This window comes from Lysobacter yananisis (assembly GCF_031199375.1).
In the GTDB taxonomy this organism is placed as follows: domain Bacteria; phylum Pseudomonadota; class Gammaproteobacteria; order Xanthomonadales; family Xanthomonadaceae; genus Lysobacter; species Lysobacter yananisis.
In genome coordinates, this window is sequence record NZ_CP133568.1 from 6,045,270 (window position 1) to 6,069,582 (window position 24,313).

Sequence of the window (24,313 nt, forward strand, 5' to 3'; positions counted from 1 at the left end):
CTTCAGGCCCGATGCTTTCCTCTCCGCCGCGACGCGCTACCCCCGCAGCTTCGCCAACGCCCGCACCGGAAACGTCCCCATCCCCTTCACCTTCGGCGGCACCGCGCTGAAGCTGAAACCCGTGTCCGGCAGCGCTGCCAGGTTGCGCAGGTGCTCGACGATCAGGATGCCCGCGCCGAGCAGGGTCGAATGCACCGGCCGCGACTTGCCCGAGGTGTCGTCGATGTTGACCGAGTCGATCCCGACCAGGCGCACGCCGCAGTCGCGCAGCCACAGCGCCGCGGCTTCGGTCAGGAACGGATGGCCGACGCCGTAGGCCGGGGTGGCGAAATGCCGGTCCCAGCCGGTGTGCACCAGCACCGCGCGGCCGCGCAGCTCCAGGCCGCGGAAATGCGAATCGTCGATCGCGCGCAGCGATTCGGGCACGCGCACCACCAGCGCGTCGAGATCGGCGCAGTCTTCCGGGCCGATCTGCGACAGGTCCTTGCCGTCGGCGTAGCGATGCGAGGGGCAATCGATGTAGGTGCCGGTGTTGGCGACCATGTCGATGCGGCCGATCTGGAACTGGGTGCCCTCGGCGTAGACCTCGCGCGATTGCTCGCGGCTGAGGTAATCGCAGATATGCGCCGGCGGCAGGCCGGGATAGGTGACCAGCCCGTCCTCGATGGTGTGGCTCAGGTCGACGTAGCGCACCGCGCCGCTTTCCAGCGCGCCGGCCGCGCGCTTGTGCGCCTCGATCAGGACGGTCTTGTTGAGGATGCGCACCGGCCCGGCCATCAGCAGGCGCAGGTCGCGCACGATGTAGGCCGCCAGTTCGGCGTCGGCGATGTCGTCGCCGTCGATGTCGAGGCGGAAGCCCTGGCCTTGCAGGCCGCCGCCGTTGGTGAATTCCACTTCGAAGTCGAACTGCACGCGGTGCTGGATCGGGGTCACGCGGGGGCTCCGGTCGTGGGGAATCGGGGTGGGAAGCATCGCGAGGGCGGCGGCGCTTGTGCCTTTGCTCGTCATTCCCGCGAACGCGGGCTCCGCTTTACTTCGGCGGAGCCGAACATCCAGGGCTTCATCGAAGCATGACTCTGAAGCCTCTGGATTCCCGCGTTCGCGGGAATGACGGCGGGTGACGTCGCGAGGCTTGCGGCGCTTCTGCTTTTGCCCGTCATTCCTGCGGAAGCGGGAACGACGGCCGGCGGCGGCGCTTTACTTCGCCGCCCGTTGGCTCATCGCCACGCTGCCCAGGATCAGCGCGCCGGCGATCAGCATGCTCAGGGTCAGCGGCTCGTCCAGCAGCATCCAGCCCCAGGCCACGCCGAACAGCGGCACCAGGTAGGTCACCGCGACCGCGCGGCCGGCGCCGATGCGCTGGATCAGCCGGTAGTACATGACGAAGGCGATGCCGGTGCACAGCACGCCGAGCATGCTCGCCGACAGCCACGACTTGGCCGGGATCGCGTGGGTGGGCCAGCTCGCGATCGCGAACGGCAGGGTCAGCAGGGCCGAGCTGCCCAGCGTCGCCGCCGCCACCGCCGCGGCCGGCAGGCCGGTCAGCTGGCGCCGCACCAGGTTGGCGCCGATGCCGTACAGGAACGCGGCCGCGCAACCGGCCGCCACCGCCCAGCCGATGCTGGCGCCGGCGGTCTTGCCGCTGGCCAGCACCACCACGCCGGCGAACCCGGCCAGCAACGCGATCGCGCGCTGCGCGCCGATCTTCTCGCCGAAGAACAGGAACCCGACCAGGGCGGTGAACAGCACCGCCATCGAATTGGTGATCGCGCCGACGCCGGCCGGCGCGCGCTGCGCGGCCCAGGCGAACAACGCGAACGGCAGCGCCGAGTTGATCACGCCGATCAAGGCCAGCTTGGCCCAGATCTTCGCGCCGCGAAACGACTCGCGCGCTTTCCACAGGAACGGCAGCAGGATCAGCGCGCCCAGGCCCAGGCGCATCTCCACCAGCGGCAGCGCGCCGAAGTCCTTGGCGGCCACGCGCATGAACAGGAACGAGCCGCCCCAGATCGCGCCGAGCACGGTCAGTTCCAGCGGCGTGCGCCAGCCGGCGCGGGCGGAGTCCGTGGCAGCGACGGGCGCGGGCGCGGAGCCGTTGGGCGTCACGGTGGCGGCGAGTTCGGGGGAACGCATGCGCAAGATCCTCGGAGACATCGGTTCGGAACAGGCGGCCGCGCGATGCGGCGCCCGCGGGGGATCACGGCCGCGCCGGCCTCGCGGCGACGCGGTCGGCGCAGCGGCGACGGGCGCCGTTGCGCGCGATGGGAACGCCGAGCCGGCGGCGCGCGGCCTCCATGCGCAGTGTCGCTACGCGGCGGGTCGGCGGATATCCGGATTCGTACCGACTCCGCGCCCGTTCGCTGCACGCCGGCTCGCTGCACGCCAGTGCGGCGACGCGCACGCCGGACGGCGCGCTCAGACGTCCAGGATCGCCAGCGTGCCGCGGCTGCCCGGCGCGACCGCGTGGGCGACGCCGGCGGGCACGACATACAGCTGCCCCGCACCGACATCGACCACCTCGCCGCCGACGCTCAGGCGCATCGTCCCGTCGAGCACCAGCAGGCCTTCGGCGAAATCGTGCGTCTCTTCCTCGTAGGCGCCGGCGTCCATGCGCAACAGCTTGAGGTTGGCGCCGCCGAAGCGGCCGACCACGCTCGAGCGCCAGGCGTCGGGCAGTTCGGCGGAGGTCGCAAGCAGGTCGATGAGGCTCATGTGCGGACGTCGTAAGGCGCGGGCGCGACGGGGTTCGGGCAGCTGCGACGATAATCTGGCTTTTCCCTGCGGCTTATTCTGACTGGCCGCCAATCCGACGCAAGCGCATACTTTCGCACCCAGGCACAAATCTGACTTGAGGCTCCGATGGCCCTGCGAGCGGACTGGCTTCCGGCCCTGGCGGCGTTCGAGGCGGCGGCGCGCCACCAGAACTTCGCCCATGCCGCCGAAGAACTGCATCTCACCGCCAGCGCGGTCAGCCACCACGTGCGCAAGCTGGAAAGCCGGCTCGGGGTAAGCCTGTTCCAGCGCCATGCGCGCGGGGTCGCGCTGACCCCGCAGGGCCGGCAGCTGGCCGATGCCGCCGGCACCGCGCTGGCCGACGTCGACGGCGTGCTGCGCAGCCTGCGCCTGGCGCGCGAGGAGCGCGACCGGGTCCGCATCACCACCCTGCACTCGCTGGCCTACACTTGGCTGCTGCCGCGCCTGCCCGAGTTCGCCCACGCCCACCCGCACATCCAGCTCAGCGTCGATACCGAAATCGCCCTGGCCCGTTTCGACGACAGCGGCCCGGACCTCGGCATCCGCCACGGCGCCGGCCACTGGCCGGGGCTGACCTCGCACTTCCTGATGGCCGACGCGCTGTTCCCGGTGACTTCGCCGCGCACGCCCGGGGTCGAGGCGATCGCCGAGCCGGCGCAAATCGCCGAGCTGCCGCTGATCGCCGACCACGCCCGCCAGGGCTGGCACGACTGGTTCCGCGCCGCCGGCGTGCACGGGCGCAAGCTCGAAGAGCGCTACACCTTCAGCGACACCACCGACGCGCTGATGGCCGCCGCGCACGGCCTCGGCGCGGCGCTCGCGCGCGAGCAGATCGTGGTGCCCTACCTGCGCTCGGGCCAGCTGATGCGCCTGCCGGGGCCGAAGATGACCGCGCGCTGGTCGTACTACGCGATCTATCCGGCGCACCGGCGGCTGCGGCCGGCCGCGCGGGCGTTCCTGGATTGGCTGCTGGCGGTCGAAAAGGACTAAGCCACCGCGTTGCTTCGGTTCGCTACCTGTAGGAGCGGCGCAAGCCGCGACCGCGACAACGCAGCTACGGCGAAGGTTGCGGCGTAGTTGCGTTGTCGCAGTCGCGGCTCGCGCCGCTCCTACAGTCGGATATCCACAGTCGAATCAGGCCTGCGGCTTTTTCTTCGCGACTTTCTTGGCCGCGCGCTTCTTGGCCGCGCGCTTCTTGGCCGGACGCTTCTTCGCCGCCTTCCGCATCGCGGCCTCCCACGCCAGCGCCAGCCACGGCCGCATGTCCTGCGGCGATTCCATCGCCTGTTCCGGCACCGTCCAGTAACTGGTCGGCACAGTCTCGCCGCGCCGCGCGTACAGGAAAGGCGAACACCCCGCCGCCCGGAAACGCGGCAGGGTGTGTTCGTCGGTCTTCAGATACAACGTCTCGTCCGACAACAGCCCGATCATCGTGCCGTCGCGGTACACGCCGTGCCCGCCGAACATCCGCCGCGCGTCGAGCGCGCCGAAGCCGGCGGACAGGTCGTGCAGGTGGGCGATCAGGTCTTCGTGCATGACCCGATCCTACCCGCCGCGGCGATCAGAACTTATGCCAAAGGCGCACGAAATACGCCGTGCCGTTCAGGCCGAACTGGACGCTGTCGAAGATGTGGCCGTTGTCGGTCTCGTTCGGGTCCTGCCGGGTCGGCTTGACGTTGAACAGGTTGGAGCCGCCGACGGTGAGCTTGGTGTTGTCGCTGAAGGCGTAAGTCACGCTGAGGTCGGCCGAGGCCTTGGCCTTGTAGCGCGCGTTGGGCACGCCGCCGGCGGTGCCGGTGAAGGTGCCGAGCGTCTGCGGGCCGAAGTAGATCGCCTTGAAGTTGCCTTCCCAGGCACCGCGGCTGAGGTCGAAGCCGAGCACGGCCTTGGACCGCGGCGCGCCCTGCTCGATGAACAAGCGTTCGCGCTCGGACAACAGCACGTCCTCGCGCCCGACCAGCGCCGGCGGCGCGCGGATCGCGCGGACCTTGGTGCGGTTGAGGTTGAGGGCGAAGAAGGTGCCGAGCTTGAAGTCGTTGCCGAGTTCGCGCTCGTTGTTGAAGGTGAAGTCCACGCCCTCGGTGCGGGTATCGACCGAATTGACGAAGAACTGCGCCTGGCCGACCTGCAGCGCGCGCAGCGCGTCGCCGATGACCGGATCGTCGTCGCCGAAGCGGCCGCTGAGCACGATGCGGTCGTCGATGTCGATGCGGTAGGCGTCCAGCGTCAGCGAGGTGTCGGCGGTCGGCGACCAGGTCAGGCCGAGGGTGTAGTTGCGCGACTTCTCCTTGGTCAGCGCCGGCAGTCCGGCCTGGTTGGCCAGAGCGCCGCCGTTCGGCGCGATCACCACGTCGACCGGCTGGCCGTTGACGAAGTCGGTGATGGTCGAGGAGAAATACTTCTGCTGCAGCGACGGCGCGCGGAAACCGGTGCTGGCCGAGGCGCGGAACATCAGCGTGTCGGTAGCGCGGAAGCCCGCGGCGAGCTTGCCGGTGGTGGTGTTGCCGAAGTCGCTGTAATCCTCGTAGCGCACCGCCACGCCGGCGGTGAAGCGCTCGGTGAAGTCGGCTTCGACGTCGGCGTAGGCGGCCCAGCTGTCGCGGCTGTGGCCGCCGGCGTCGCCCGGGCGGAAGCCGGGGAAGCCCTGGCTGCCGGCGTTGCCGCCGTCGGAGTCGCCGTCGTAGTCGAGGTAGGAACCCGGCTCGCCGGCGAAGATCTTGTAGCGCTCGTCGCGCCGCTCCAGGCCGAAGGCGACGTTGAGGCCGCGGAAGATATGGTCGTAGAAACGGTTGACGTCGAAGTTGACCGTGTTCTGCTCGAACGAGAAGCCGCCGGCGTCGAAGCTGCGCGGGCTGACGCCCTTGCCGCCGTTGATGAGGTCGAGATTCGCCAGCGAGGCGTTGAGGGTGTTGTTGATGGTGTAGCGCAGCTTGCTGTAGCCGTAGGTGTAGGACAGGTCGGCGTTCCATTCGCCCAGCGACCAGCGCAGGCCGAGGATGCCGAAGCGGTCGTCGATGTCGCCGTCGATGAACGGCACGAAGCCGTCCGGGTACATCGCCGCGGAGTTGCGCGAGGGGATGTCCTCCGAACCGATGCCCTCGCGCGCGAACGCGGCCGAGGACGCGTCGCGCCGCTGCGCGCCGAGGGTGAAGTACAGATCCAGGTTCTCGCCGAGCGGCTTGTCGCCGTTGAGGAACAGGGTCTGATTCTTGACCTTGGAGTCGCCGATGATGCGCGGGCTGCCGGCCGGCTCGGAGCGGTCGGAGCGGCCGCGGTCCTGCCATTCGCCGGTGATGCCGATGCTGCCGTCGCTGCCCAGGCCGAAGCCGCAGTACGCGGTGGCCAGCCAGTTCTCGCCGTCGCCCTTGGAATACTGGCCGTAGCCGGCGACGGCCTCGCAGCCCTTGCGCTTCTTCAGCGAGATGTTCATGACCCCGGCGATCGCGTCGGAGCCGTACTGCGCGGCGGCGCCGTCGCGCAGGATCTCGACGCTGTCGATCGCCATCAACGGGATGGTGTTGAGGTCGGTGCCGGTGTTGCCGCGGTTGCGCGCGCCGAACAGGTTCAGCAGCGCGGTGGTGTGGTGGCGCTTGCCGTTGACCAGCACCAGGGTCTGGTCCGAGCCCAGGCCGCGCAGCGCGGCCGAGTCGACCAGGTCGGCGCCGTCGGCGCCGCTCTGGCGGGTCGAGTTGAACGAGGGCGCGGCGTACTGCAGCGACTGGGCGAGGTCGAACTGCGCGCCTTCCTCGGCGTTCTTGGCCATCGGCAGCACGTCGACCGGCGAGATCGAGGTGGTGTCGGAGGAACGCTGGGCGCGGCGCGAGCCGAGCACCGACACGGTTTCCAGGGTGCGCGCTTCGCTGGCCTGCGCCGGCGGCGGTTGCGCGGGCCCGGCGTCCTGGGCGAGCGCGCCGCCGGCGCACAGGCTGCCGCCGAGCCACAGGGCGCACATCGTCGCCCGGTACAGCGGAGCGCGGCGCGGACGGGCATGGCGGGGGGCGAAGCGGGGCTGGGTCATGGCGGGAGTCCTGGCGGTGGCGGGCGGGGCGATCCCCTAGCCTAAAGCCAAGACGACCGTTGGCGCACAGCGTGAGGACTGGAAATGTGAAGCCGGAAGCGTGACGGGCGGCGGGTTGGCGCGGGGCGGCCGGCGGCGCGCGCGGATGCGGCCTGGAGGGCCGGTCGGGCGGGCGGCGTTTTCGTCGGGCGCAAAGCGGCGGCGCGACCGCAGCGTTCGCGGTCGCGGCTTGCGCCGCTCCTACAGGGCTTCGGGTTACTTCGCGGGGTCGGGTCTGGACGGCATCGCGGGGGCGGGTTCGGCGCCGTCGACCCAGCGGGCGAAGAACGCCGACAGGTCGCGGCCGCTGGCGCGCTCCATGACCTGGCGCAGGTCGGCGCTGGTCACCGAGTGGCCGTAGTAGGCGCGGGTGTAGGTGCGCACGCCGCGCCAGAACGCGCGTTCGCCGAGTTCCTCGCGCAACAGGTGCAGGACGTAGGCGCCCTTCTGGTAGACCACGGCGCGGTCGTCGGCGGTGGGCTTGTTCCAGTTGGCGTAGACCAGGGCATGGTCCTTGCCGCTCTCGCGCAGCTTGTCCACGCGCCGCTTCCAGCTGTCCACGCGCTCGCGGTACGCGGCTTCGCCGAAGCGGTGCTCCAGGTAGGCCGCGGCCATGAAGTTGGCGAAGCCTTCGTTGAGCCAGAACTGGCCCCAGTCGCGGTTGGTGACCATGTTGCCCCACCACTGGTGGGCCAGCTCGTGCGCGATCAGGCCCTGCGCCTCGGGCTTTTCCAGCACTTCGCGGCCGTAGGCCTCCGACAGCAGGGCGAAGCCGTCGAGCTCCTGGCCGACGGTCTTGGCCACCAGCACCTGGCTGTAGGTGCCGCGGTAGCGGATGCCGGCGCGGCGGCCGAAGAAGCGCAGCATGTCGGCGCTGTCGCCGAACAGCTTGCGCAGCTGCGGACCCTCCAGCTCGGCCGACAGGAAACGCAGTTCGCCGTTTTCGCCGGTGCCGCCGGCTTCGTTGTAACGGCCGGCGGCGAAGCCGTAGACGTAGCTCGGCATCGGCTGGTCCTGGCGCCAGCGGTAGGAATCGCGGCGCCCGCCGAGCGCGGACTTCGACACCAGCCGGCCGTTGCCGACCGCCTTGAGGCCGCTGGGCACGGTCAGGGTCAGGTCCAGGCTGGCGCGCTCGGACGGCGCGTCGATGCACACCAGCCACTGGCTGGTGGAGAAGATCGTATAGACCTCGCCGCGCTCGGGATGGAACTCCAGGCCGTAACGCGGCGCGCCGCGATAGACCACGTCGATCTCGTGGCGCTCGCCGGACTTGCCGGGCTGCGGCAAACGCACGCGCAGGCGCTGTTCGACCTTCTCGAAGACCAGCGCGCGGCCGCGTTCGGAGACCTTCTCGATCTCCAGCTCGCCGGCGTCGAACTCCAGTTGCTGGGCGCCCTCGGCGCGCAGGGCCAGGCGGATCGAGACCTGCCCGCGCAGGGTCTTGCCGGCGATGTCCGGCTCGACCCGCGCGGTGTAGTGCAGCACGTCGAGATTGGCGCCGGCGCGCGCGGCGGCCGCGCCCTGCGCCGCGGCCGCGATCGGCGCGGCCAGCGCTGCCGCCGCGAGCGCGGCGGCCAGGCGCGCGCGCAGGCGCGAGGGGCGGTGGGGAGTCGTGGCGGCTGGCATATCGGCGGTTCGTCCTGCGCTGCGCGGCCGGGGGGAAGCCGCGATCCTGAATTCCTGGTGCTGTCCTGCCCGCGCCGGCGCGGACAACGCGACGGCCACAGGGTCGCCGATGATCGCGCAACCGCGCCCCGCGCTGAACCCTCTTTTGGCGGAGGCCGCGCCGCGCGCGGGCCAAGCCGGCAGATGCGGTAAACCCGGCTTCGCGCATTCAGGTTCGACGGTAATCGCTTTCTTCCGCATCCGCGCCGCCGCGCGCGGCCCCGGCGTGGACGATCTGCGGCCGCGATCACTGACAGCGCTGTCAGCCACGGGACAAGGTGCGGCCCGTGGGCGCGCTTCCCGCGCCCACGTCCGTCCACGCAGGCCACCGGCTTGGTCGTGCGCCGCGCTCCGCCGGCGCCTGCTCGCGCCGCCGCGCTTGCCCAGCCCAGGAGCCGCACCCGATGGTCACCCGCCGCACCTTCCTCGGCGCCAGCGCCGCCGCGCTCGCCGTCCCGCTGTTGCCGCGCGGCGCGCTCGCCGCCACCCCGGCGCGCTTCAACCTCGCCTTGCTCAACGCGTCCGGCCAGAACACGGCCTATGCCTACGTCACCGGCTTCGACAACGGCCGGCCGGTGTTCGTGCGCGCCGACGGCAGCGCCTACTACCCGCCCTCGCCGTCCGCGCCGGTGACGCCGCTGGGCGCCGACTGCGCGATCCCGCTCGGCGCCAACGGCAGCACCGTGCGCGTGTCGGTGCCGCGCATGTACGGCGCGCGCATCTATCTGGTCACCGGCAGCAAGCTGAACTTCTACGTCAACCCGGGCCCGGCGGTGGTGCACCCCAGCTTCCTCAACACCAGCGACACCAACTTCAACAAGAACTGGACCTTCGCCGAATTCACTTTCAACGAGTACGAGCTGTTCTCCAACATCAGCTACGTCGACTTCGTCGCCGCGCCGCTGGGGCTGTCGCTGCGCTCGCTGTCGGGCCGGGTCGAGACGATCCCGGGCCTGCCGGCGGCCTCGCTCGACCCGATCTGCTACTCGCTGCAGCAGCAGGCCGCGCAGGAGGGCTCGGCCTGGAACTCGCTGATCCAGCGCGGTCCCGACGGCCGCAACCTGCGCGCGATGAGCGCGCACTACCAGGCCGCGCGCTTCCAGAACTACCTGACCGGCTACATCGACGCGTGCTGGAACAAGTACCGCGGCACCACCCTCACCGTCGACACCCAGTCCGGCTTCGGCGTGCTGACCGCGCGCGTGGGCGGCGACAACCTGCTGCGCTTCAACAACGGCGAAGCCTTCGCCAAGCCCAGCACCGCCGACGTGCTCAGCTGCGACAGCGGCCCCTTCAGCCTCGGCGGCGCCAGCGACGTGCGCAAGGCGATCATCCCGCGCCTGGCCGCGGCGTTGAACCGCACCACCCTGCTCGACAACGCCAACCAGCCCAACGGCGAAATCGCCAGCCGCTTCTACCGCAACGCCCAGACCAACCACTACGCGCGACTGGTGCACGAACGGCTGCCCGACAACCGCGGCTACGCGTTCCCGTACGACGACGTGACCGCCAGCGGCGGCCCGGACTTCAGCGGCGCGGCGCGCTCGGGCGATCCGGACACCTTGACGGTGACGCTGCGGGCGTTGCGCTGAGGGGATCGGCCGGGTTGGATCGCCGCGACCCGAAACAAAGGCGTCGGGGCTGAAAGCCCCTCCCACAGCACAACGGGCCGGACGTCGGCTCTTGTGGGAGGGACTTCAGTCCCGACGCTCTTCGGCCGGGTCGCCGCGACCCAAACGGACAGCATCGGGACTGAAGTCCCTCCCACAGCCCGACACCGGGCATCGATCGTTAGTTCTTTATGGCTTCACGACGCCTGCGCCTCCCCGGCGCGATCCTGGCGGTCACCTCCACCGACGCGAGCCGCCATGACCACCGAGCGCTGGTCCGACCTGGGCAAACTGATCCTGCGCCTGAGCCTGGGCGCGTTGATCCTGCTGCACGGCATCGCCAAGCTGCGCGGCGGCACCGAAGGCATCGTCGGCATGGTCGAAGCGCACGGCCTGCCCGGTTTTCTCGGCTACGGCGTGCTGCTCGGCGAAGTGCTGGGCCCGGCCCTGCTGATCCTGGGCTGGCACGCGCGCATCGGCGCGGTGCTGGTCGCCGGCAACATGTTGGTGGCGATCGCGCTGGTCCACCTGGGCCAGCTCGGCCAGCTCAACGACCAAGGCGGCTGGGCGATCGAGTTGCAGGCGATGTTCCTGGCCACGGCGGCCGCGGTGGCGTTGCTGGGGCCGGGGAAGTATTCGCTCAACGGCAAGTGATCCAACACCGGCGCTTTTTTGCGGGGCTGTGCAGGCCCCGACCAGGCTGTCATGGCTTGCGTCGTAAGCGCCGTGTCGCGGTCGCCGCTTGCGCAGCTCCTACAGTCGGACATCCGGCAACGTCGCAAGCGCGGGCTCGCCCTGTAGGAGCGGCGCGAGCCGCGACCGCATTGCGGCAGGTCGCGTCGTAAGCGCGATGTCGCGCCCGCGGCCTCTACAGCCGGTTCACCCGAAACTTGCGCCCCTTGATCTTGCCCTCGCGCAACCGCGCCAGCGCCGCGGCGGCTTGGCCGCGGGCGACGGCGACATAGGACCGCGTGGCGAACACGTTGATCTTGCCGACCGCCTCGGCCTTGAGCCCGGCCTCGCCCGTCAGCGCGCCGAGGATGTCGCCGGGACGCAGCTTGTCGGTCTTGCCCGCGTCGATGCGCAATGTCGCCATCGGCGCGGCCGGCGCGTTGCGGGCCTTGCCGCCGAGCGGCTGGGCGCTGCGCCACTGCAGCGGCGCGCCCATGCGCTGCGCGATCTGCTCGGCGCGCGCGGTTTCGCGCGGCCCGCACAGGCTCAGCGCGACGCCGCCGCGGCCGGCGCGGCCGGTGCGGCCGATGCGGTGCACGTAGACGTCCGGGTCGGTCGGCAGGTCGTAGTTGACCACCGCGCCGAGGTCTTCCACGTCGAGCCCGCGCGCGGCCACGTCGCTGGCCACCAGCACGTTGCAGCTGCGGTTGGCGAAACGCACCAGCACCTCGTCGCGGTCGCGCTGCTCCATCTCGCCGTGCAGGGCCAGCGCGGTGAAGCCGTAGTGTTCGAGCGAGCCGACCACTTCCTCGGTGTCCTTGCGCATGTTGCAGAACACCACGCACGACTCGGGACGGTACTCCAGCAGCAACGCGCCCAGCAGCGGGGTCTTGCGTCCGGCCTCGACTTCGTAGAAGTACTGATCGATGCGCGGCGCCGAGGTCTCGCCCTCGACGGTGACCTCGACCGGATCGCGCAGCGCGTTGCGGCCGAGTTCGCGGATCGCATCGGGGAACGTGGCCGAAAACAGCAGGCCCTGGCGGTTCTTGGGCGTCTTGCGCACGATCTCGCGCACCGCCTCTTCGAAGCCCATGTCGAACATGCGGTCGGCCTCGTCGAACACCAGCGTGCGCAGGCCGTCGAGCTTGAGCGCGCCGTGGCGCAGCAGTTCCTGCAGGCGCCCGGGCGTGCCCACGGCGATGTGCGGCGCGTGTTCCAGCGAGGCCAGCTGCGGGCCCAGCGGCATGCCGCCGCACAGCACCGAGACCTTGAGGTTGGCGATGGCGAAGGCGAGCTTGCGCAGTTGCTGGCCGACCTGATCGGCCAGTTCGCGGGTCGGGCACAGCACCAGCGCCTGGGTGCGGATCTGCGCCGGATCCAGCCGTTGCAGCAGGCCCAGGCCGAACGCGGCGGTCTTGCCGCTGCCGGTCGGCGCCTGGGCGATCACGTCGCGGCCGTCGAGGATCGCCGGCAGCGCGCACGCCTGCACCGGGGTCATGGCGCGGTAGCCGAGCGCGGCCACGCCCTGCAGCAGGGCCGGAGCGAGCGGGAGGGTGTCGAATGCGGCCGGAGCGGCGTCGGCCGTGGGGGTTTGCGGTTCCATGCGACATGATCGCAGGTTCGGCCCGGATCGGGGGCGGCGGCCCGGCTTGTCTTCGGCCTGGACCTGCCCGATGCCGGCGACTTCAGGCCGGCAGCTTCGCAGCCGTCTTGCCAGGATCGTCCGGCGCGCAAACGGCCTGCGGCTGCGCGGCCGTCGGCTGCTGCGCCTGCGCGACCTCGACGGCCCGCGCCTGCTCGCAGCGCTCCGCAGCCGGGACGGCCAGGGCGTCGGCCACCGGCATGTGCGCGCGGTTGGCGTACGGGTCGGGAGACGCGTTCGCGCCCTGCCGCGACAGATGCAGCAAGGTTCCCGCGGCGAAATCGTCGCTGCGCCGGTTGAAGACCAGGCGCAGCTCGTCCTGGGCGGTGAATCCGCATTCTTTCGCCATGACCAGGGCGCTGGCGCTCAAGCGTTCGCTTTGCTCGTCCCAGCCCTTGCCGGCAAGCCGGTCGAGCTCGCGCACCTGCGCGCGCAGGCGGTCGAGCAGCGCGGCATCGTGCGGGCCGAGCGGCGCTGCGGCGGGATCGGTGGACGACTGCGGCTGCAGTTTCGGCTCGATATACCGCGCGTAATCGCGCAAGTAAGCGTCGCGGTGGGCGATCGCGCCGTTGCCGTCCATGTCCTGCGGCGGCCTGGCCAAGGTATAGGGCGCATTGGCCACCTTCGCCGCGATCCGTTCGACCGCCTCGGTGTCGCCCAACCGGCCGGCCTTCCACTCGCCGTACAGCGAGCCCAGCTCGACCTCGTTCAAATAGCCGATGGAGCCGAACGGCTTGCCGCCGGCGAACTCAGGCTGGCCTTCCAGTTCCTTGAAGATCGCAAACGCGTTGAAGATCGCCTGCGCTTCCAGGCCGGCGCGGTACTGCACGTACTCGTCGGCGGTGCGGCCGTGGAACGGCACCGAGCCGGTGTTGTAGCGGTGGTGGCCGATCTCGTGGGCGAGGGTTCCGAACAGGTGGCGCTGGGGCCAGGCGGGGGCGTCGTTGGCCTGCAGCGATTGCCATTGGGACGCCTCGACGAAAATCCTCGGAGGCTCCGCCGCCCAGTAGTACGGAAGTCCGACATCCGGCAGATCTTCCACCACGCCGCCGCGTTTGAAGAAATCGGCGAAACCGGCCGCTGCGGTCGGCGACTGCGCTATCCATGCCTGGATGCGATCCGGCATGTCGCGAAACTCCGGCTTGGATCGCAGATACTCGACGTCCTTGTCGGCGGCGGTCATAGATTCGTGGTTTCGACCGGCCGAATGTGGATGCTGGTGACACACTGGTAGGTCTCGGGCGTAGTCATGAAATACACCTGAAACCCATTGCGGCGAGTGAAGTAGCTCTTGCCGCGATCGGCCATATGCGCGTCGAGTACGACGCTATCGGTGGCGCCTGGAAGCAGCTCGGCTGCGCGATCCGGCGAATAACACGGCCGCTCCTCGACGCCTATATGGATCGCGCCGGTCAGACCCCGGATGCTCGAAAAGTTGAGGGTGTATCCGTCGGTCAGCCTCACCGGACCCGCGCCGTACAATCCTTGCTTGCCCGACGGCTTCATTTCGAATGTCTGCGTGAGGCCACTGCGGATCTTGGCGATCCCCGCCGGCCCCTGGACCGACCAACGCAACAGATTCTCGACCGTCACCGCGCTCGCCGGATCCGCTGCCCGCCCGCCACGACCGGCCCCGCTCGCTCCCGCTGTGCTGCAGGACGCGGCCACGCAGGCGGCGAACGCCAACGCCGCGGGTGCGAGCGCGCGTGTAAAAGTCGAAGTACCGCCGCTTCGATTCATCGAATTCCCCAACATCCTGTCGACTAACGCCGTATCTCGGCCCGAGGTTAAGCATCCCCATCGCGAATGGGAAATAACCAAAAGCCGCAGGCGCAAGTCCGGCGCAAAGAAGCCATCACTGTTGCTCCCCGACGGCTCGACGCCTACACGCGATGCGAGCAAACCCCTCGCCGCCGTCTCCGCCTCGAATCGCCGAACCGCCGAACCGACAATTCCGGCAAACCCCAAATCACATCACGCTCACCCTGAGACAACGTTAGCCGTCCTAAAGTCGAACAATGTCTGTCTTGCACGCCCCTTTCACATGAGCCGCGCCTTCGTCAGGGAAGGCGACGGCGAATCCGATCCCGGCGAACTGCCGGAACTGCCGATCAGCGAGCACCCCAACTACGTGACCCCGCGCGGGATGATGCTGCTGCGTTCGCGCCTGAACGACGCGATCAAGCGCGTGCAGGCGCTGGACGGTGCGATCGCGGCCGAAGCGGTCGGCGCGCGTCTGGAACGCGCGCATATCCAGCGCGAGATGCGCTGGCTGCAGGCGCGCATCCTCGGCGCGATCACCATCGCGCCCGAACGCCAGCCGTCCGACCGGGTCGCGTTCGGCGCGCGGGTCGAAGTGATCGACGACGCCGGCCACGAGTATCGCTACCGCATCGTCGGCGAGGACGAGGCCGATCCCGAGCGCGGGCTGATCAGTTGGGTCTCGCCGCTGGCGCGCGCGCTGCACGGCGCGCGCGTGGGCGACAGCGTGGTGTGGAAGCGGCCGGCCGGCGACGCCAACGTGGAAGTGCTGGCGATCGAATACGGCTGAGGGCGCGGCGCCGCCACGGTCGAGATGAGAAGCCTCCGTGCCCGTCGCGGCAGCAATGGCGGCGGCGCGCGCTCCGCGGGTTTCAAGTCAGGACCGGCGCGCGACACGGCGCTGGCGCACCGTACGCGCTGCTGAAGCGATCACGGTACGGCAGTAGTTAACGGGCCCGTCTTGGCGGTGGGCCGCATTGCAGCGAAAACCCAGCCAGACCGAAGCCCGTCGCCTTGCGGCGCGACGCATGCTCGCCAAGCCATCGCCCCGCAGACGAAGCACTGCGCGAACATGACCCCGGCTTGCCCAGGCCGACCGCCCGTCGGCATGGGCTTGACGGCAGGGGCACGCACAATCAATCTTTTAGCAAATTAGTTAAATGCTGATGCATGAATCCCGCCGGCAGGGGCCGGCGCGGATGCCGCGACGGCCGTGCAACGTGCGAAGGAGACGCCTGTGAACCCGCTGCCCGTGAATCCCTGGCCCGCCGCGAAGGCCGTGTCTGCGACCGCCGCGTCGGCGAAGGCGACGCCCTCCGCGCCCCCGCCGCCGGGCGCCATCCCCGCCAGCCTGAGCGCGCACCGCGTGCGTTCGCGGGCCCGGCTGGCCGACTCGGTGCGCAGCGTCAGCGACGGCCTGGTCGTCTGGGAGCCGGTGCGCTCGCTGTGGTTCGCCGCCATGGCCGCCGGCGCCATCTTCGGCGGCGCGCTGACCTTCAGTTGGGGCGCGTTCGCGCTGTTCGTCGTCTCCACCGCCGCGGTGCTGCTGCTCGGTCATTCGCTGGGCATGCACCGCAAACTGATCCACGACAGCTTCGCCTGCCCCAAGTGGCTGGAATACCTGCTGGTCTATTGCGGCGTGCAGGTCGGCCTGGCCGGGCCGCTCGCGTTGGTGCGCACCCACGACCTGCGCGATTACGCCCAGCGCCTGCCGCACTGCCACGATTATCTCGCCCACCGCCGCGGCTTCCTGCAAGACGCGTGGTGGCAACTGCATTGCGAACTGCGCCTGCGCGCGCCGCCGAAGATCGAGATCGAGGCGCGCATCGCCGACGACCGTTTCTATCGCTTCCTGCAGCGCACCTGGATGTGGCAGCACCTGCCTTGGGCGCTGGGCTTCTACGCCCTCGGCGGCTGGGGCTGGGTGTTCTGGGGCGTGTGCGCGCGGGTGAGCGCGGGCGTGTTCGGCCACTGGCTGGTCGGCTACTTCGCCCACAACCACGGCGGCATGCGCCACGAAGTGCGCGGCGCCGCGGTGCAGGGCCGCAACGTGCGCTTCGCCTCGCTGCTGACCATGGGCGAGTGCTGGCACAACAACCATCATGCGTTTCCGGGTTCGGCGCGGCTGGGGCTGTATCCGGGCGAGTGGGACCCGGGCTGGTGGCTGCTGCGCGCGCTGGAACGCGTCGGGCTGGTGCGCGATCTGCGCCTGCCCGAGGACCTGCCGCCGCGCGAAGAACTGCACTGCCTCGATGCCGCGCCGCCGCGCGCGAGCGCCCCCGTTTCCCTGCAATCGATCCCGAGCCGATGAACGATCCGACCTCCGACCGCGACGCGCCCGCTCCCTCGCCCGCCGACCCGCCGCCGCTGCCGCCCGAGGCGCACGCCGCCTACGCGGCGCGGGTGGCGAAGATACGGCGCTTCGACCGGCCCTTGCTCGCGCTCCTGCCCGTGCTCGGCGGCGCCCTGATCGGCCTGGCCTTGCGCCTGGTCTTCAACGGCGAAGCCGGCAGCGCCTGGGCGCCGATGCTGACCGTCTTCATCCTGCTCGCGCCGGTCGCGATCGGCGCGGTCACGGTCTATCTGGCCGAACGCCAGCAAGCGCGCCGGCTGCGCTATCACTTCTTCGCGCCCTGGCTCAGCGTCACCCTGTGCATGGCCGGGACGATGCTGTTCATGCTCGAAGGCGCGATCTGCATCGTGCTCATCTGGCCGCTGTTCGCCGTGCTCGCCTCGATCGGCGGCATGCTGATGGGCGCGCTGTGCCGCTGGGCCGGCTGGTCGAAGACGCCGACGGTCTACAGCCTGGCGTTCCTGCCGGTGCTGCTGACCCTGTTCGGCGTCGGCCACGACGAGCCGTGGCGGATCGAGCGGGTCGAACGCAGCGTGCTGGTCCAGGCCGCGCCCGCGGCGGTGTGGCGGCAATTGCTCGACGCCGACCATATCCGCGCCGCCGAGGTCGACCGCGCCTGGATGTACCGCATCGGCGTGCCCACGCCGCTGGCCGGGCTGACCCACGAGGACGCCGCCGGCCTCACCCGCGAGGTGCGCATGGGCAAGGGCATCCATTTCCGCCAGCGCTCGGCCGACTGGCAGCCGGGCCGCTACGTGCAATGGCAGTACCAGTTCGCGCCGGATTCGATCCCGCCCGGCGCGCTCGACGACCACGTCGAAATCGGCGGCCATTACTTCGACCTCACCGGCACCCGCTATACCCTGGTCCCGCGCGGCGCCGCCACCGAACTGCGCATCCGCATGGACTACCGGGTCAGCACCGGCTTCAACTGGTACGCCGCACCGCTGGCGCGCTGGCTGATCGGCGACTTCAGCGACACCATCCTGCAGTTCTACCGCCACCGCGCCGAGGCCGCGGCGGCGGCCTGACGACGCGGCCCCGCACCGACTCGCCCGTCCGTCGCCGCGGGTGTGATGATTCGCCCCGGGGCGCGAATCACCCGGGCATGGACATCCAACGGACCCAGGCGATGGCAGGAGCGGACGGCATGCGCGGGGAGGCTACGGCGGCGCGGCAGCGCCGCTTCGAGGCGCTGCTGGCCGCGCACCGCGGCATCGTCTACAAGGTCGCCGCCGGCTACGCCCGCGGCGAGGACGAGCGCGCCGACCTCGCCCAGGACATCGCCGCGCAGTTGTGGCGCGCGTTCCCCCGCTACGACCCGCAGCGCAGCTTTTCCACCTGGATGTACCGCATCGCCCTCAACGTGGCGATCTCGCACCTGCGCGAGCGCAGCCGCCGCCACGACACCCTGGCGCTGGACGAAGACCTGCACGCGCTGCCCGCCGACGACGGCGACACGCCGGAAATCGCGCAGCGCCTGCGCCTGCTGCAGCGCCTGATCGCGCAGCAGCCGCCGCTGGACCGCGCCTTGCTGCTGCTCTACCTGGAAGACCGCGGCCATCGCGAGATCGCCGAAGTCCTGGGCCTGAGCGAAAGCAACGTCGCCACCAAGATCGGCCGGCTCAAGCAGCGCCTGCGCGCCGCGCTGGCCGACTGACGCCCCTTGCCACCGCGGAACCGAACCATGAGCGCAGCGACGATGGAACTCGACGAACTCAAGCAAGCCTGGCAGGCGCTGGGCGACAAGCTCGACCGCCAGCACCGGATGGAACGGCTGCGCCTGCGCGAAGAGCGCGGCCGGCGCATGCGCAGCGGGCTGCGTCCGCTGGTGTGGGGACAGGCGCTGCAGATGGCCGCCGGCGTGCTGCTGACGATCTGGGGCGCAGCGTTCTGGAGCGCGCATGCGCACAGCGCGCACCTGCTCGCGTTCGGCCTGGCCCTGCACCTGTACGGCATCGCCCTGGTGGTGTGCGGCGCGTGGGTGCAGTCCTGCGTCGCCGGCATCGACTACACCGCACCGGTGTTGGCCCTGCAGCGGCGGCTGGCGGCGCTGCGCCGGGCCTACGTGCGCGGCGGCCTCGCGGTCGGGCTGGCCTGGTGGCTGCTGTGGATGCCGGCGTTGGCGGCGATCCTGATGAGCCTGTTCGGCGTCGACCTGTACCGCAACGCGCCGTCGATGTTCGTCTACGGCGGCGCGGTCGGGGTGGCCGGCCTGCTGGCCAGCGCGTGGTTCCTGCGCTGGTCGCGCGACCCGGCCCGGCCGCGCCTGCGCCGGGCGGTGGACGACGGCGTCGCCGGCGCCAGCGTGCGCCGCGCCGAGGCGGTGCTGGAGGAGATCGAGCGCTTCGAACGGGAGTGACGTCGGGCGCGGCCCGGGCCGATGCGGGCGCGCAGGCGCCGCGCCTCAAGCCGCCGGCTTGCCGCCCGCGCTCTTGCGCGCCGCGCGCCGGCTTTCGCGCTTGAGCGGGCCGCCGACCGGGCAGATTTCGAACGCGAACTGGGTCAGCGTATTGACCAAGTGGTCCGGCACCAGCTTGTAGACCACGAACTGGCCGCGGCGCTCGCTGCTGATCAGGCCGGCGTTGACCAGCACCGACAGATGCCGCGACACCGCCGGCGCGCTCATGTCGAAACGCGCGGCGATGTCGCCGGCGCTGAGCTCGCGCTCGGACAGGAAGGCCAGGATCTGCCGGCGCGGCCTCGACGCCAGGGCTTCGAAGATCTTGTCTTGCGACATGGCGGCGGCTCGGGCGCGCCGGGCGGCGCGGAGCGGCCAGTATAGCCTTGATTACTTAACTAAATTCCTAAATGAGGCGAGGAGTGAGCGAAGAGGAGTTAGGAGTGAGAAAAAGCGGGTTTTCGCTCGCTCCTCGCCTTACCCTACGCCGATGCCCTGGTACGTCTACCTCATCGAATGCACCGACGGCAGCCTCTACACCGGCATCGCCGTCGACGTGGAGCGCCGCTACGCCCAGCACGCCGCCGGCAAGGGCGCGCGCTATACCCGCGCGCATCCGCCGGCGCGGCTGCTGGCGCGCTTCGAGCATCCCGACCGCGGCGCCGCGCTGCGCGCCGAGTACGCGATCAAACAGCTCACCGCAGCGGCCAAGCGCGCGCTGTGCGCGCAGGCGCCGGTCGCGGCCGAGGGCGCAACGGGCTGAGCGACTACAGCAGCGCCCACAGCAACTGCAGGATTCCCCACAGCGACACCGCCCACACCGCCGAACGCAGGTAGGGAATGCCGGCGGCATAGACCGGCACATACGCCAGCCGTGCCCAGAAATACAGCTGCGCGGCCAATGCGGTGTGGTCGTTGCCGCGGCCGGCGACGACCACGGCCAGCGCCAGCGCGGCGAACAGCGGGAAGGTTTCCAGGTAATTGCGCCAGGCGCGGTCGATGCGCGCGGCCGTGCCGGTCAGCGGCGGCGGCGTGCCGTCGCGCGCGCTGGCGTTCCAGCGCACGCCGCGCTGCGCGGTCATGAACGCGGCCGCCACCAGCAAGTGGACGATGCCCAGCGCGACCGACCAGGCCAGCATCTGCAATTCGGTGTTCATCGGCTTTACTCGTTTGAGCGAGGAGCGAGCGCAGAGAAGTGAGAAGTGAGCGAAAAGCAGAAGCGCAAGCGGCTGTTGCTCGCTCCTCGCTCCTCCACGCTCACACCTCGCCGTTGGGCAGGATCAGGATCTTGCCGTCGCGCTCGCCGGCCGCAGCCGCGGCCACCGCGTCCTTGATCCGCTCCAGCGGATAGGTCGCCTGCACCCGCGCGTGCAGTTCGCCCGCGGCCACCCGCTGGGCGATCTCGCCGAACACCTGCGCGCGCCGCGCCGGCGCCGCCTGCTGGAACCAGCGCGACAGCCAGAACCCGCGCAGCGACACGTCGCGGAACACGAACGAGGCCGGCGAGATCTGGCAGGCCTCGCCGCTCATCGCGCCGTAGTTCACCACCACCCCGCCCTCGCCCAGGGCCTGGGCGACGTGCTGGGTCGCCAGCCCGCCGACCGCGTCGATGCCGAGCTTGATCGGCGCCTTCTGCGCCGCCTCGCGCGCGCGCTTGCCCAGGTCCTCGCCGTCGACCAGGACCACGTCGGCGCCGGCCGCTTGCACCGCTTCCACCGCCGACTCGCGCCGCACCACGTTGATCGTGCGCAGCCCGCGCGCCTTGGCCAACTGGATCAGGTACGTGCCCACGGCCGAATTGGCCGCGTTCTGGATCACCCAGTCGCCCGGCTCCAGCGCGACGATGTCGCTGAGCATCAGCAGCGCGGTCGGCGGGTTGATGGTGATCATCGCCAGTTGCTTGGGATCGGCACCGTCGGGCAGCGGCACCAGATGCTTGGCCGTGCCGACCATGTGCGTGGCCCAGCTGCCGCCCTGGATCGGCAGCAGCACGGTCTGGCCTAGCTTGAGCTGGGTCACCTCCGGGCCGAGCTCGGCCACCCGGCCCACACCCTCGTTGCCGCCCACCGCCGGCAGCGGCGGCAGCAGGCCGTAGTCGCCGGTCAGGGTCAGCACGTCGGAGGGATTGATCGGCGCGGCCAGCACCTCGATCAGCACCTGGCCGGCGGCTAGCGGCGGGGTCTGGAACTCGACCGCCTCGATCACGTCCTGCGGCACCGGGCCGCGCCGCTCGTACTGGGCTCGCTTCATCGTGGACCTCCGTGGAGATGGGCCGGCGGCGCCCGCACGGGCGCCGAAAACCCGAGAGTACGCCGCCGCGCGCGCAAACGTCTTGCGTCCAGGTCTCAGCGCTGCGACCCTGCCTCCCCGTCACCGCCCCAAAGCAACGCCGCCATGCAACCGATCCGCTTCGCCCTCGACGCCGGCCACGACTACGTCGAACTCAACCAACTGCTCAAGCTGGCCGGCCTCGCCCACAGCGGCGGCACCGGCAAGGCCATCGTCGCCAGCGGCGCGGTACGGGTGGACGGGCAGGTGGAACTGCGCAAGACTTGCAAGATCCGCGCGGGCCAGGTGGTGGAGTGCGAGGGGGTGCGGATCGAGGTGGCGGCGGACTGAATCGCGTCGCGGCACCTGTCTGTCGCGGCACGTACCTTCGGAGCGCAAGGATGCTGATCGATTTTCCCAGCCCGGCGCGCCTGCCGGCGGCCTGGAACTGCTACCTGACCGCGGGCCTGCGCGCGCTGCGCGGCCAGCACGACTTCGTCTTCGTCGACAGCGAATTGGAAAGCGCCGCCGGCGAGCTGCAAGCGCTGCCGGCGCGCGCGCTGCCGCGCCTGGAGGAGGCGATCCGCAAGAGTCGCCGGCGTTACGACTTTCAACGACAACTTTGCGCCTACGACAGGCGGCCGTTCCAGCCCGTCCCGGTCTGGCCCGACGGGCTTGTGCCCCTGCAGGCGTTGCAGGCGGCGGGCCCCGAACGCGCCCAGGCCTGCCTGTTCGTCGCCAGTTGCGATTACGACGGCTATCTGCGCGAGTACGCGCTGCGCGCGTTCGCCGACTGGCCCGGCCGCGTGGCGATGGCGGCGGCGCTGATCCGTTGCGGCGACTGGGTCGACCCGGTACGGCGGGTCGCCGAAAACCTGTTGGACTCGCTGCTCCAACGCGAACCTGAGCGGCTGTTCGACCTGATCGAGCTGGCGCTGTCGATGCGCGGGCGCGAACGCTACGCCGACGCCTGGAGCGCGCTGGTCGAACCGCAGCTGCACGCGCCGCGCCATGCCGAGCGGCTGTGGCGGGCCACCGCGTCGGATTCGCCGCAGGTGCGCGAATACGCCTATGCCGCCGCGGTCGCGACCGGCGCCCGCAGCGCGGCGGACGCCTGTATCGCCGCGCTCGACGATAGGCATCCGCGCATCGCCGGTGCCGCGTTGGCGCAGGCGCAAACTCTGTTGGCGCCGGACCGGCTCGACCGCGAGTTGCGCCTGACCCGCCGGCGCCGCGTCCCCGCCTTGCGCCGCGACGCGCTGCGGCTGGCCGCCCGCGTCGATGCGCCCTCGCTGCGCGAAAGCCTGGACGATGCGATGTTCGACCGTTCCACCGGCCCACGGCGGGTAGCGGCCTATCTGCTGCGCGAGCGGTTCGGCGAAGAACCCCGGCGGATCTGGCGCGACGCGCTGGAGAAAGGCGATTCGGCGCGGGCGCGCATCGCGCTGACCGCCTTGAGCGAATGCGCCCTGCCCGAGGACGAGGCGAGCCTGTCGCCGTGGTTGTCGCACGCTTCGTCGCGGTTGCGGCTGCTGGCGCTGCGCGGACTCATCCGCGGCGCGGCCATCGGCCTGCCCGCGGCATTGGCGCGGGCGCTGCACGACATCGATTACCGGGTCGCATCCGAAGCCCTGCGGGCCTACGCTAGCGGCCACGCCAGGCTGACGGCGGCGGTGTTGCGGCAAGCCTGGGAATTGCGCCCGCCGCACCGCGTCCGGCTGACCTGCGCCACCACCTTGCTGGACAAATGGCAGGCGCTGGACTTCCTGTTGGAGGCGCTGTCCGAGCCGCAGGCCTCGCAGGTGGAATGGGAGCTTGTGTCCGAATTGCGCACATGGGCCAACTTCGGACGCTATCGCTTCGGTTCGCTCGAACAGGCATCGCCGCAAACGCTGCGCGAACGCCTGCGACAGGCCCGCGCGCGATTGCCCGACGACTTGCATCGCGAACTCGAGACGCTGATACCGCGCTGACCCCGCGCCGGTCCAGGCGACCGGCATCGCCCCCCGCACCGATGGGCACGCGCCACGATCCCGGTCGCGGCAGCGTACGACCGGGTTCGCTACCGCCCGCTCACGCCATCGGCAGATCGCGGGTCGCGCTGCACAGATCGTCGTGCAAGCGCTGCACCGACTGCGTCGCCGACACGTAATCGCGGCTACCCAACCGTTCGACGAAGCGGCACGCCGCGTAGCCTTCGGCCTTGCGCTCGTATTCGGCCACCCAGCGCTCGCGCTCGGGCCGGTGCTCCTCGGCGATCGGCCAGGCGCTGCGCCGGTACGGCATGTGTTCGCGCAGGCCCATGCGCCACGGTTTGCCGCTGACGCGGGCGCGGAAGCAATGCTGGTGCCTGCACGACAGCGCGTAGTACGAGTCCGCGCCGATCGCTTCGAAGAATGCGTTCACTTGCGGGTCGAGCGGATCGAAGGTGCGGTGCATCGCCAGCAGGCGGAAACCGTTGGGCGTGCGGTAGACGCGCAGGTGCCAGTCCGGATTGGCGGCGATGAAGGCCTTGACCGGCGCCAGCGCGCGCGCCTCCGGTCCGCCGCCCAGTTGCAGGTCGCGCCGCCGCGCCCACCAGCCGTGGATCGTGCCGATCAGGATCAACGTGGCGATGAACGCCGCGATGCCGGCGACGGGATGCCACAGGACGCCGCAGACCGCGCCCGCCACGACGGCGGCGACGAACTGCTTGCGTCGCCACGGCGGCATCGGCGGCGGTTTGAAATCGACATCGGCGAACAGCACGTCCGGCGAGTTGAGGCAGCGCGAACCGTAGCTGTTGCGGGTGATCACCTCGTTGCCGTGGCGGGCGACGATTTCCTCGCGGATCGGCAGGCCTTCGGCGTCGTAGGGCACGCGCGGTTCGTTGCGCGGCAGTTTCTCGCCGGCGAGGATGCGGTCGAACGCGTCGCGCACGCGCGTCTCGGCCATGGCCTGGGCGTCGGATTGGCTGGAATCGGACCAACCGAAGCGACGCACCGTCAGCGAAACCCGCCCGGAAACGTGCCCCCTCCCGAACTTCTCCTGCAGCCGCGCCTCGGCCCAATACTGCGGAACCTGCATCCCCATGGTCGCCCTCCGTTGCTCGGCGCGATTGTAGCGGTCCGGGCGAAACGGACCACGCCGC

The 24,313-nt window shown here is 70.6% G+C and carries 25 protein-coding genes; 11 read left to right on the forward strand and 14 right to left on the reverse strand.

Translation table 11 applies throughout. The annotated features are described in order from the left end of the window. Positions 1 to 36 precede the first annotated feature (36 nt). From RDV84_RS25050 to RDV84_RS25060, 3 genes are all read right to left on the reverse strand, one after another. Entirely contained in the window at positions 37 to 933 is an 897-nt protein-coding gene (locus RDV84_RS25050; RefSeq protein ID WP_309151999.1) for a cyclase family protein, read from the reverse strand. Positions 934 to 1,197: 264 nt separating this feature from the next. Then, positions 1,198 to 2,133: a DMT family transporter gene (locus RDV84_RS25055; protein WP_057946756.1), complete on the reverse strand. Its 936-nt coding sequence runs from the start codon at positions 2,131 to 2,133 to the stop codon at positions 1,198 to 1,200. A 282-nt stretch (positions 2,134 to 2,415) separates the two neighbouring features. Beyond that, positions 2,416 to 2,712, reverse strand: a complete 297-nt coding sequence (locus tag RDV84_RS25060; RefSeq protein WP_078998293.1) for a cupin domain-containing protein — start codon at positions 2,710 to 2,712, stop codon at positions 2,416 to 2,418. A 147-nt stretch (positions 2,713 to 2,859) separates the two neighbouring features. On the opposite strand from RDV84_RS25060, the gene RDV84_RS25065 reads away from it, so the two are divergent. Continuing rightward, complete coding sequence (locus RDV84_RS25065) at positions 2,860 to 3,744, forward strand: LysR substrate-binding domain-containing protein (protein ID WP_309152000.1); 885 nt, start codon at positions 2,860 to 2,862, stop codon at positions 3,742 to 3,744. A 144-nt stretch (positions 3,745 to 3,888) separates the two neighbouring features. On the opposite strand, the gene RDV84_RS25070 is transcribed toward RDV84_RS25065, so the two are convergent. The 3 genes from RDV84_RS25070 to RDV84_RS25080 all read right to left on the reverse strand — a co-directional run bounded on the left by RDV84_RS25070 (position 3,889) and on the right by RDV84_RS25080 (position 8,437). After that, a complete protein-coding gene (locus tag RDV84_RS25070; RefSeq protein ID WP_309152001.1) occupies positions 3,889 to 4,290 on the reverse strand; it encodes a TfoX/Sxy family protein in 402 nt (133 codons plus the stop codon). Positions 4,291 to 4,315: 25 nt separating this feature from the next. Continuing rightward, a complete protein-coding gene (locus RDV84_RS25075) occupies positions 4,316 to 6,772 on the reverse strand; it encodes a TonB-dependent receptor plug domain-containing protein (RefSeq protein ID WP_309152002.1) in 2,457 nt (818 codons plus the stop codon). A gap of 255 nt (positions 6,773 to 7,027) precedes the next feature. After that, the gene (locus tag RDV84_RS25080) at positions 7,028 to 8,437 is read right to left on the reverse strand and encodes a M1 family metallopeptidase (protein ID WP_309152003.1); all 1,410 of its coding nucleotides are present in this window, start codon (positions 8,435 to 8,437) and stop codon (positions 7,028 to 7,030) included. 443 nt (positions 8,438 to 8,880) lie between these two features. Between RDV84_RS25080 and RDV84_RS25085 the strand changes: the two genes are divergently transcribed. After that, positions 8,881 to 10,068 carry a glycoside hydrolase family 64 protein gene (locus RDV84_RS25085; RefSeq protein ID WP_309152004.1) on the forward strand — a complete coding sequence of 396 codons (1,188 nt, stop codon included), beginning with the start codon at positions 8,881 to 8,883 and terminating at the stop codon, positions 10,066 to 10,068. Here the strand turns inward: RDV84_RS25085 and RDV84_RS27185 are convergent. Beyond that, positions 9,957 to 10,244 carry a DUF6053 domain-containing protein gene (locus tag RDV84_RS27185; protein WP_425606184.1) on the reverse strand — a complete coding sequence of 96 codons (288 nt, stop codon included), beginning with the start codon at positions 10,242 to 10,244 and terminating at the stop codon, positions 9,957 to 9,959. The genes RDV84_RS25085 and RDV84_RS27185 overlap by 112 nt on opposite strands. Between RDV84_RS27185 and RDV84_RS25090 the strand changes: the two genes are divergently transcribed. Further along, positions 10,162 to 10,740 (forward strand): DoxX family membrane protein, encoded by a 579-nt coding sequence (locus RDV84_RS25090; RefSeq protein ID WP_425606183.1) that lies wholly within the window; start codon positions 10,162 to 10,164, stop codon positions 10,738 to 10,740. The two genes, RDV84_RS27185 and RDV84_RS25090, sit on opposite strands and share 83 nt — an antisense overlap. Before the next feature lie 214 nt (positions 10,741 to 10,954). On the opposite strand, the gene dbpA is transcribed toward RDV84_RS25090, so the two are convergent. From dbpA to RDV84_RS25105, 3 genes are all read right to left on the reverse strand, one after another. Then, entirely contained in the window at positions 10,955 to 12,361 is a 1,407-nt protein-coding gene (dbpA, locus tag RDV84_RS25095; protein WP_309152005.1) for an ATP-dependent RNA helicase DbpA, read from the reverse strand. 82 nt (positions 12,362 to 12,443) lie between these two features. Continuing rightward, the gene (locus RDV84_RS25100; RefSeq protein WP_309152006.1) at positions 12,444 to 13,628 is read right to left on the reverse strand and encodes an XVIPCD domain-containing protein; all 1,185 of its coding nucleotides are present in this window, start codon (positions 13,626 to 13,628) and stop codon (positions 12,444 to 12,446) included. Then, positions 13,580 to 14,140: a hypothetical protein gene (locus RDV84_RS25105; RefSeq protein ID WP_309152007.1), complete on the reverse strand. Its 561-nt coding sequence runs from the start codon at positions 14,138 to 14,140 to the stop codon at positions 13,580 to 13,582. The genes RDV84_RS25100 and RDV84_RS25105 overlap by 49 nt, the downstream gene beginning before the upstream one ends. A gap of 304 nt (positions 14,141 to 14,444) precedes the next feature. On the opposite strand from RDV84_RS25105, the gene RDV84_RS25110 reads away from it, so the two are divergent. From RDV84_RS25110 to RDV84_RS25130, 5 genes are all read left to right on the forward strand, one after another. After that, a complete protein-coding gene (locus tag RDV84_RS25110) occupies positions 14,445 to 14,951 on the forward strand; it encodes a GreA/GreB family elongation factor (protein WP_309152008.1) in 507 nt (168 codons plus the stop codon). 447 nt (positions 14,952 to 15,398) lie between these two features. Next, on the forward strand, positions 15,399 to 16,472 hold the full coding sequence (locus RDV84_RS25115) for an acyl-CoA desaturase (RefSeq protein ID WP_309152009.1): 1,074 nt from the start codon (positions 15,399 to 15,401) through the stop codon (positions 16,470 to 16,472). Continuing rightward, entirely contained in the window at positions 16,469 to 17,545 is a 1,077-nt protein-coding gene (locus RDV84_RS25120) for a hypothetical protein (RefSeq protein ID WP_309152010.1), read from the forward strand. The genes RDV84_RS25115 and RDV84_RS25120 overlap by 4 nt, the downstream gene beginning before the upstream one ends. A gap of 119 nt (positions 17,546 to 17,664) precedes the next feature. Then, complete coding sequence (locus tag RDV84_RS25125) at positions 17,665 to 18,174, forward strand: RNA polymerase sigma factor (protein ID WP_057946744.1); 510 nt, start codon at positions 17,665 to 17,667, stop codon at positions 18,172 to 18,174. A 27-nt stretch (positions 18,175 to 18,201) separates the two neighbouring features. Continuing rightward, complete coding sequence (locus tag RDV84_RS25130) at positions 18,202 to 18,876, forward strand: serine/threonine protein kinase (protein WP_138884774.1); 675 nt, start codon at positions 18,202 to 18,204, stop codon at positions 18,874 to 18,876. A 45-nt stretch (positions 18,877 to 18,921) separates the two neighbouring features. Here RDV84_RS25130 and RDV84_RS25135 read toward each other — a convergent pair whose 3' ends face one another. Beyond that, the gene (locus RDV84_RS25135) at positions 18,922 to 19,254 is read right to left on the reverse strand and encodes a metalloregulator ArsR/SmtB family transcription factor (protein ID WP_057946742.1); all 333 of its coding nucleotides are present in this window, start codon (positions 19,252 to 19,254) and stop codon (positions 18,922 to 18,924) included. Between the two features lie 151 nt (positions 19,255 to 19,405). On the opposite strand from RDV84_RS25135, the gene RDV84_RS25140 reads away from it, so the two are divergent. After that, positions 19,406 to 19,678 carry a GIY-YIG nuclease family protein gene (locus RDV84_RS25140; RefSeq protein ID WP_123649190.1) on the forward strand — a complete coding sequence of 91 codons (273 nt, stop codon included), beginning with the start codon at positions 19,406 to 19,408 and terminating at the stop codon, positions 19,676 to 19,678. A 4-nt stretch (positions 19,679 to 19,682) separates the two neighbouring features. Here RDV84_RS25140 and RDV84_RS25145 read toward each other — a convergent pair whose 3' ends face one another. Beyond that, a complete protein-coding gene (locus RDV84_RS25145; protein WP_078998282.1) occupies positions 19,683 to 20,072 on the reverse strand; it encodes an MAPEG family protein in 390 nt (129 codons plus the stop codon). A gap of 100 nt (positions 20,073 to 20,172) precedes the next feature. Continuing rightward, a complete protein-coding gene (locus RDV84_RS25150; RefSeq protein WP_057946739.1) occupies positions 20,173 to 21,165 on the reverse strand; it encodes a zinc-dependent alcohol dehydrogenase family protein in 993 nt (330 codons plus the stop codon). Positions 21,166 to 21,309: 144 nt separating this feature from the next. On the opposite strand from RDV84_RS25150, the gene RDV84_RS25155 reads away from it, so the two are divergent. Both RDV84_RS25155 and RDV84_RS25160 read left to right on the forward strand, forming a co-directional pair. After that, positions 21,310 to 21,534, forward strand: a complete 225-nt coding sequence (locus RDV84_RS25155) for an RNA-binding S4 domain-containing protein (RefSeq protein WP_057946738.1) — start codon at positions 21,310 to 21,312, stop codon at positions 21,532 to 21,534. A gap of 50 nt (positions 21,535 to 21,584) precedes the next feature. Beyond that, positions 21,585 to 23,156, forward strand: coding sequence for a hypothetical protein (locus RDV84_RS25160; RefSeq protein WP_057946737.1), 1,572 nt, complete (start codon positions 21,585 to 21,587; stop codon positions 23,154 to 23,156). Between the two features lie 100 nt (positions 23,157 to 23,256). Here the strand turns inward: RDV84_RS25160 and RDV84_RS25165 are convergent, their stop codons facing one another. Further along, entirely contained in the window at positions 23,257 to 24,255 is a 999-nt protein-coding gene (locus tag RDV84_RS25165) for a hypothetical protein (RefSeq protein WP_309152011.1), read from the reverse strand. Between the last annotated feature and the right edge of the window lie 58 nt (positions 24,256 to 24,313).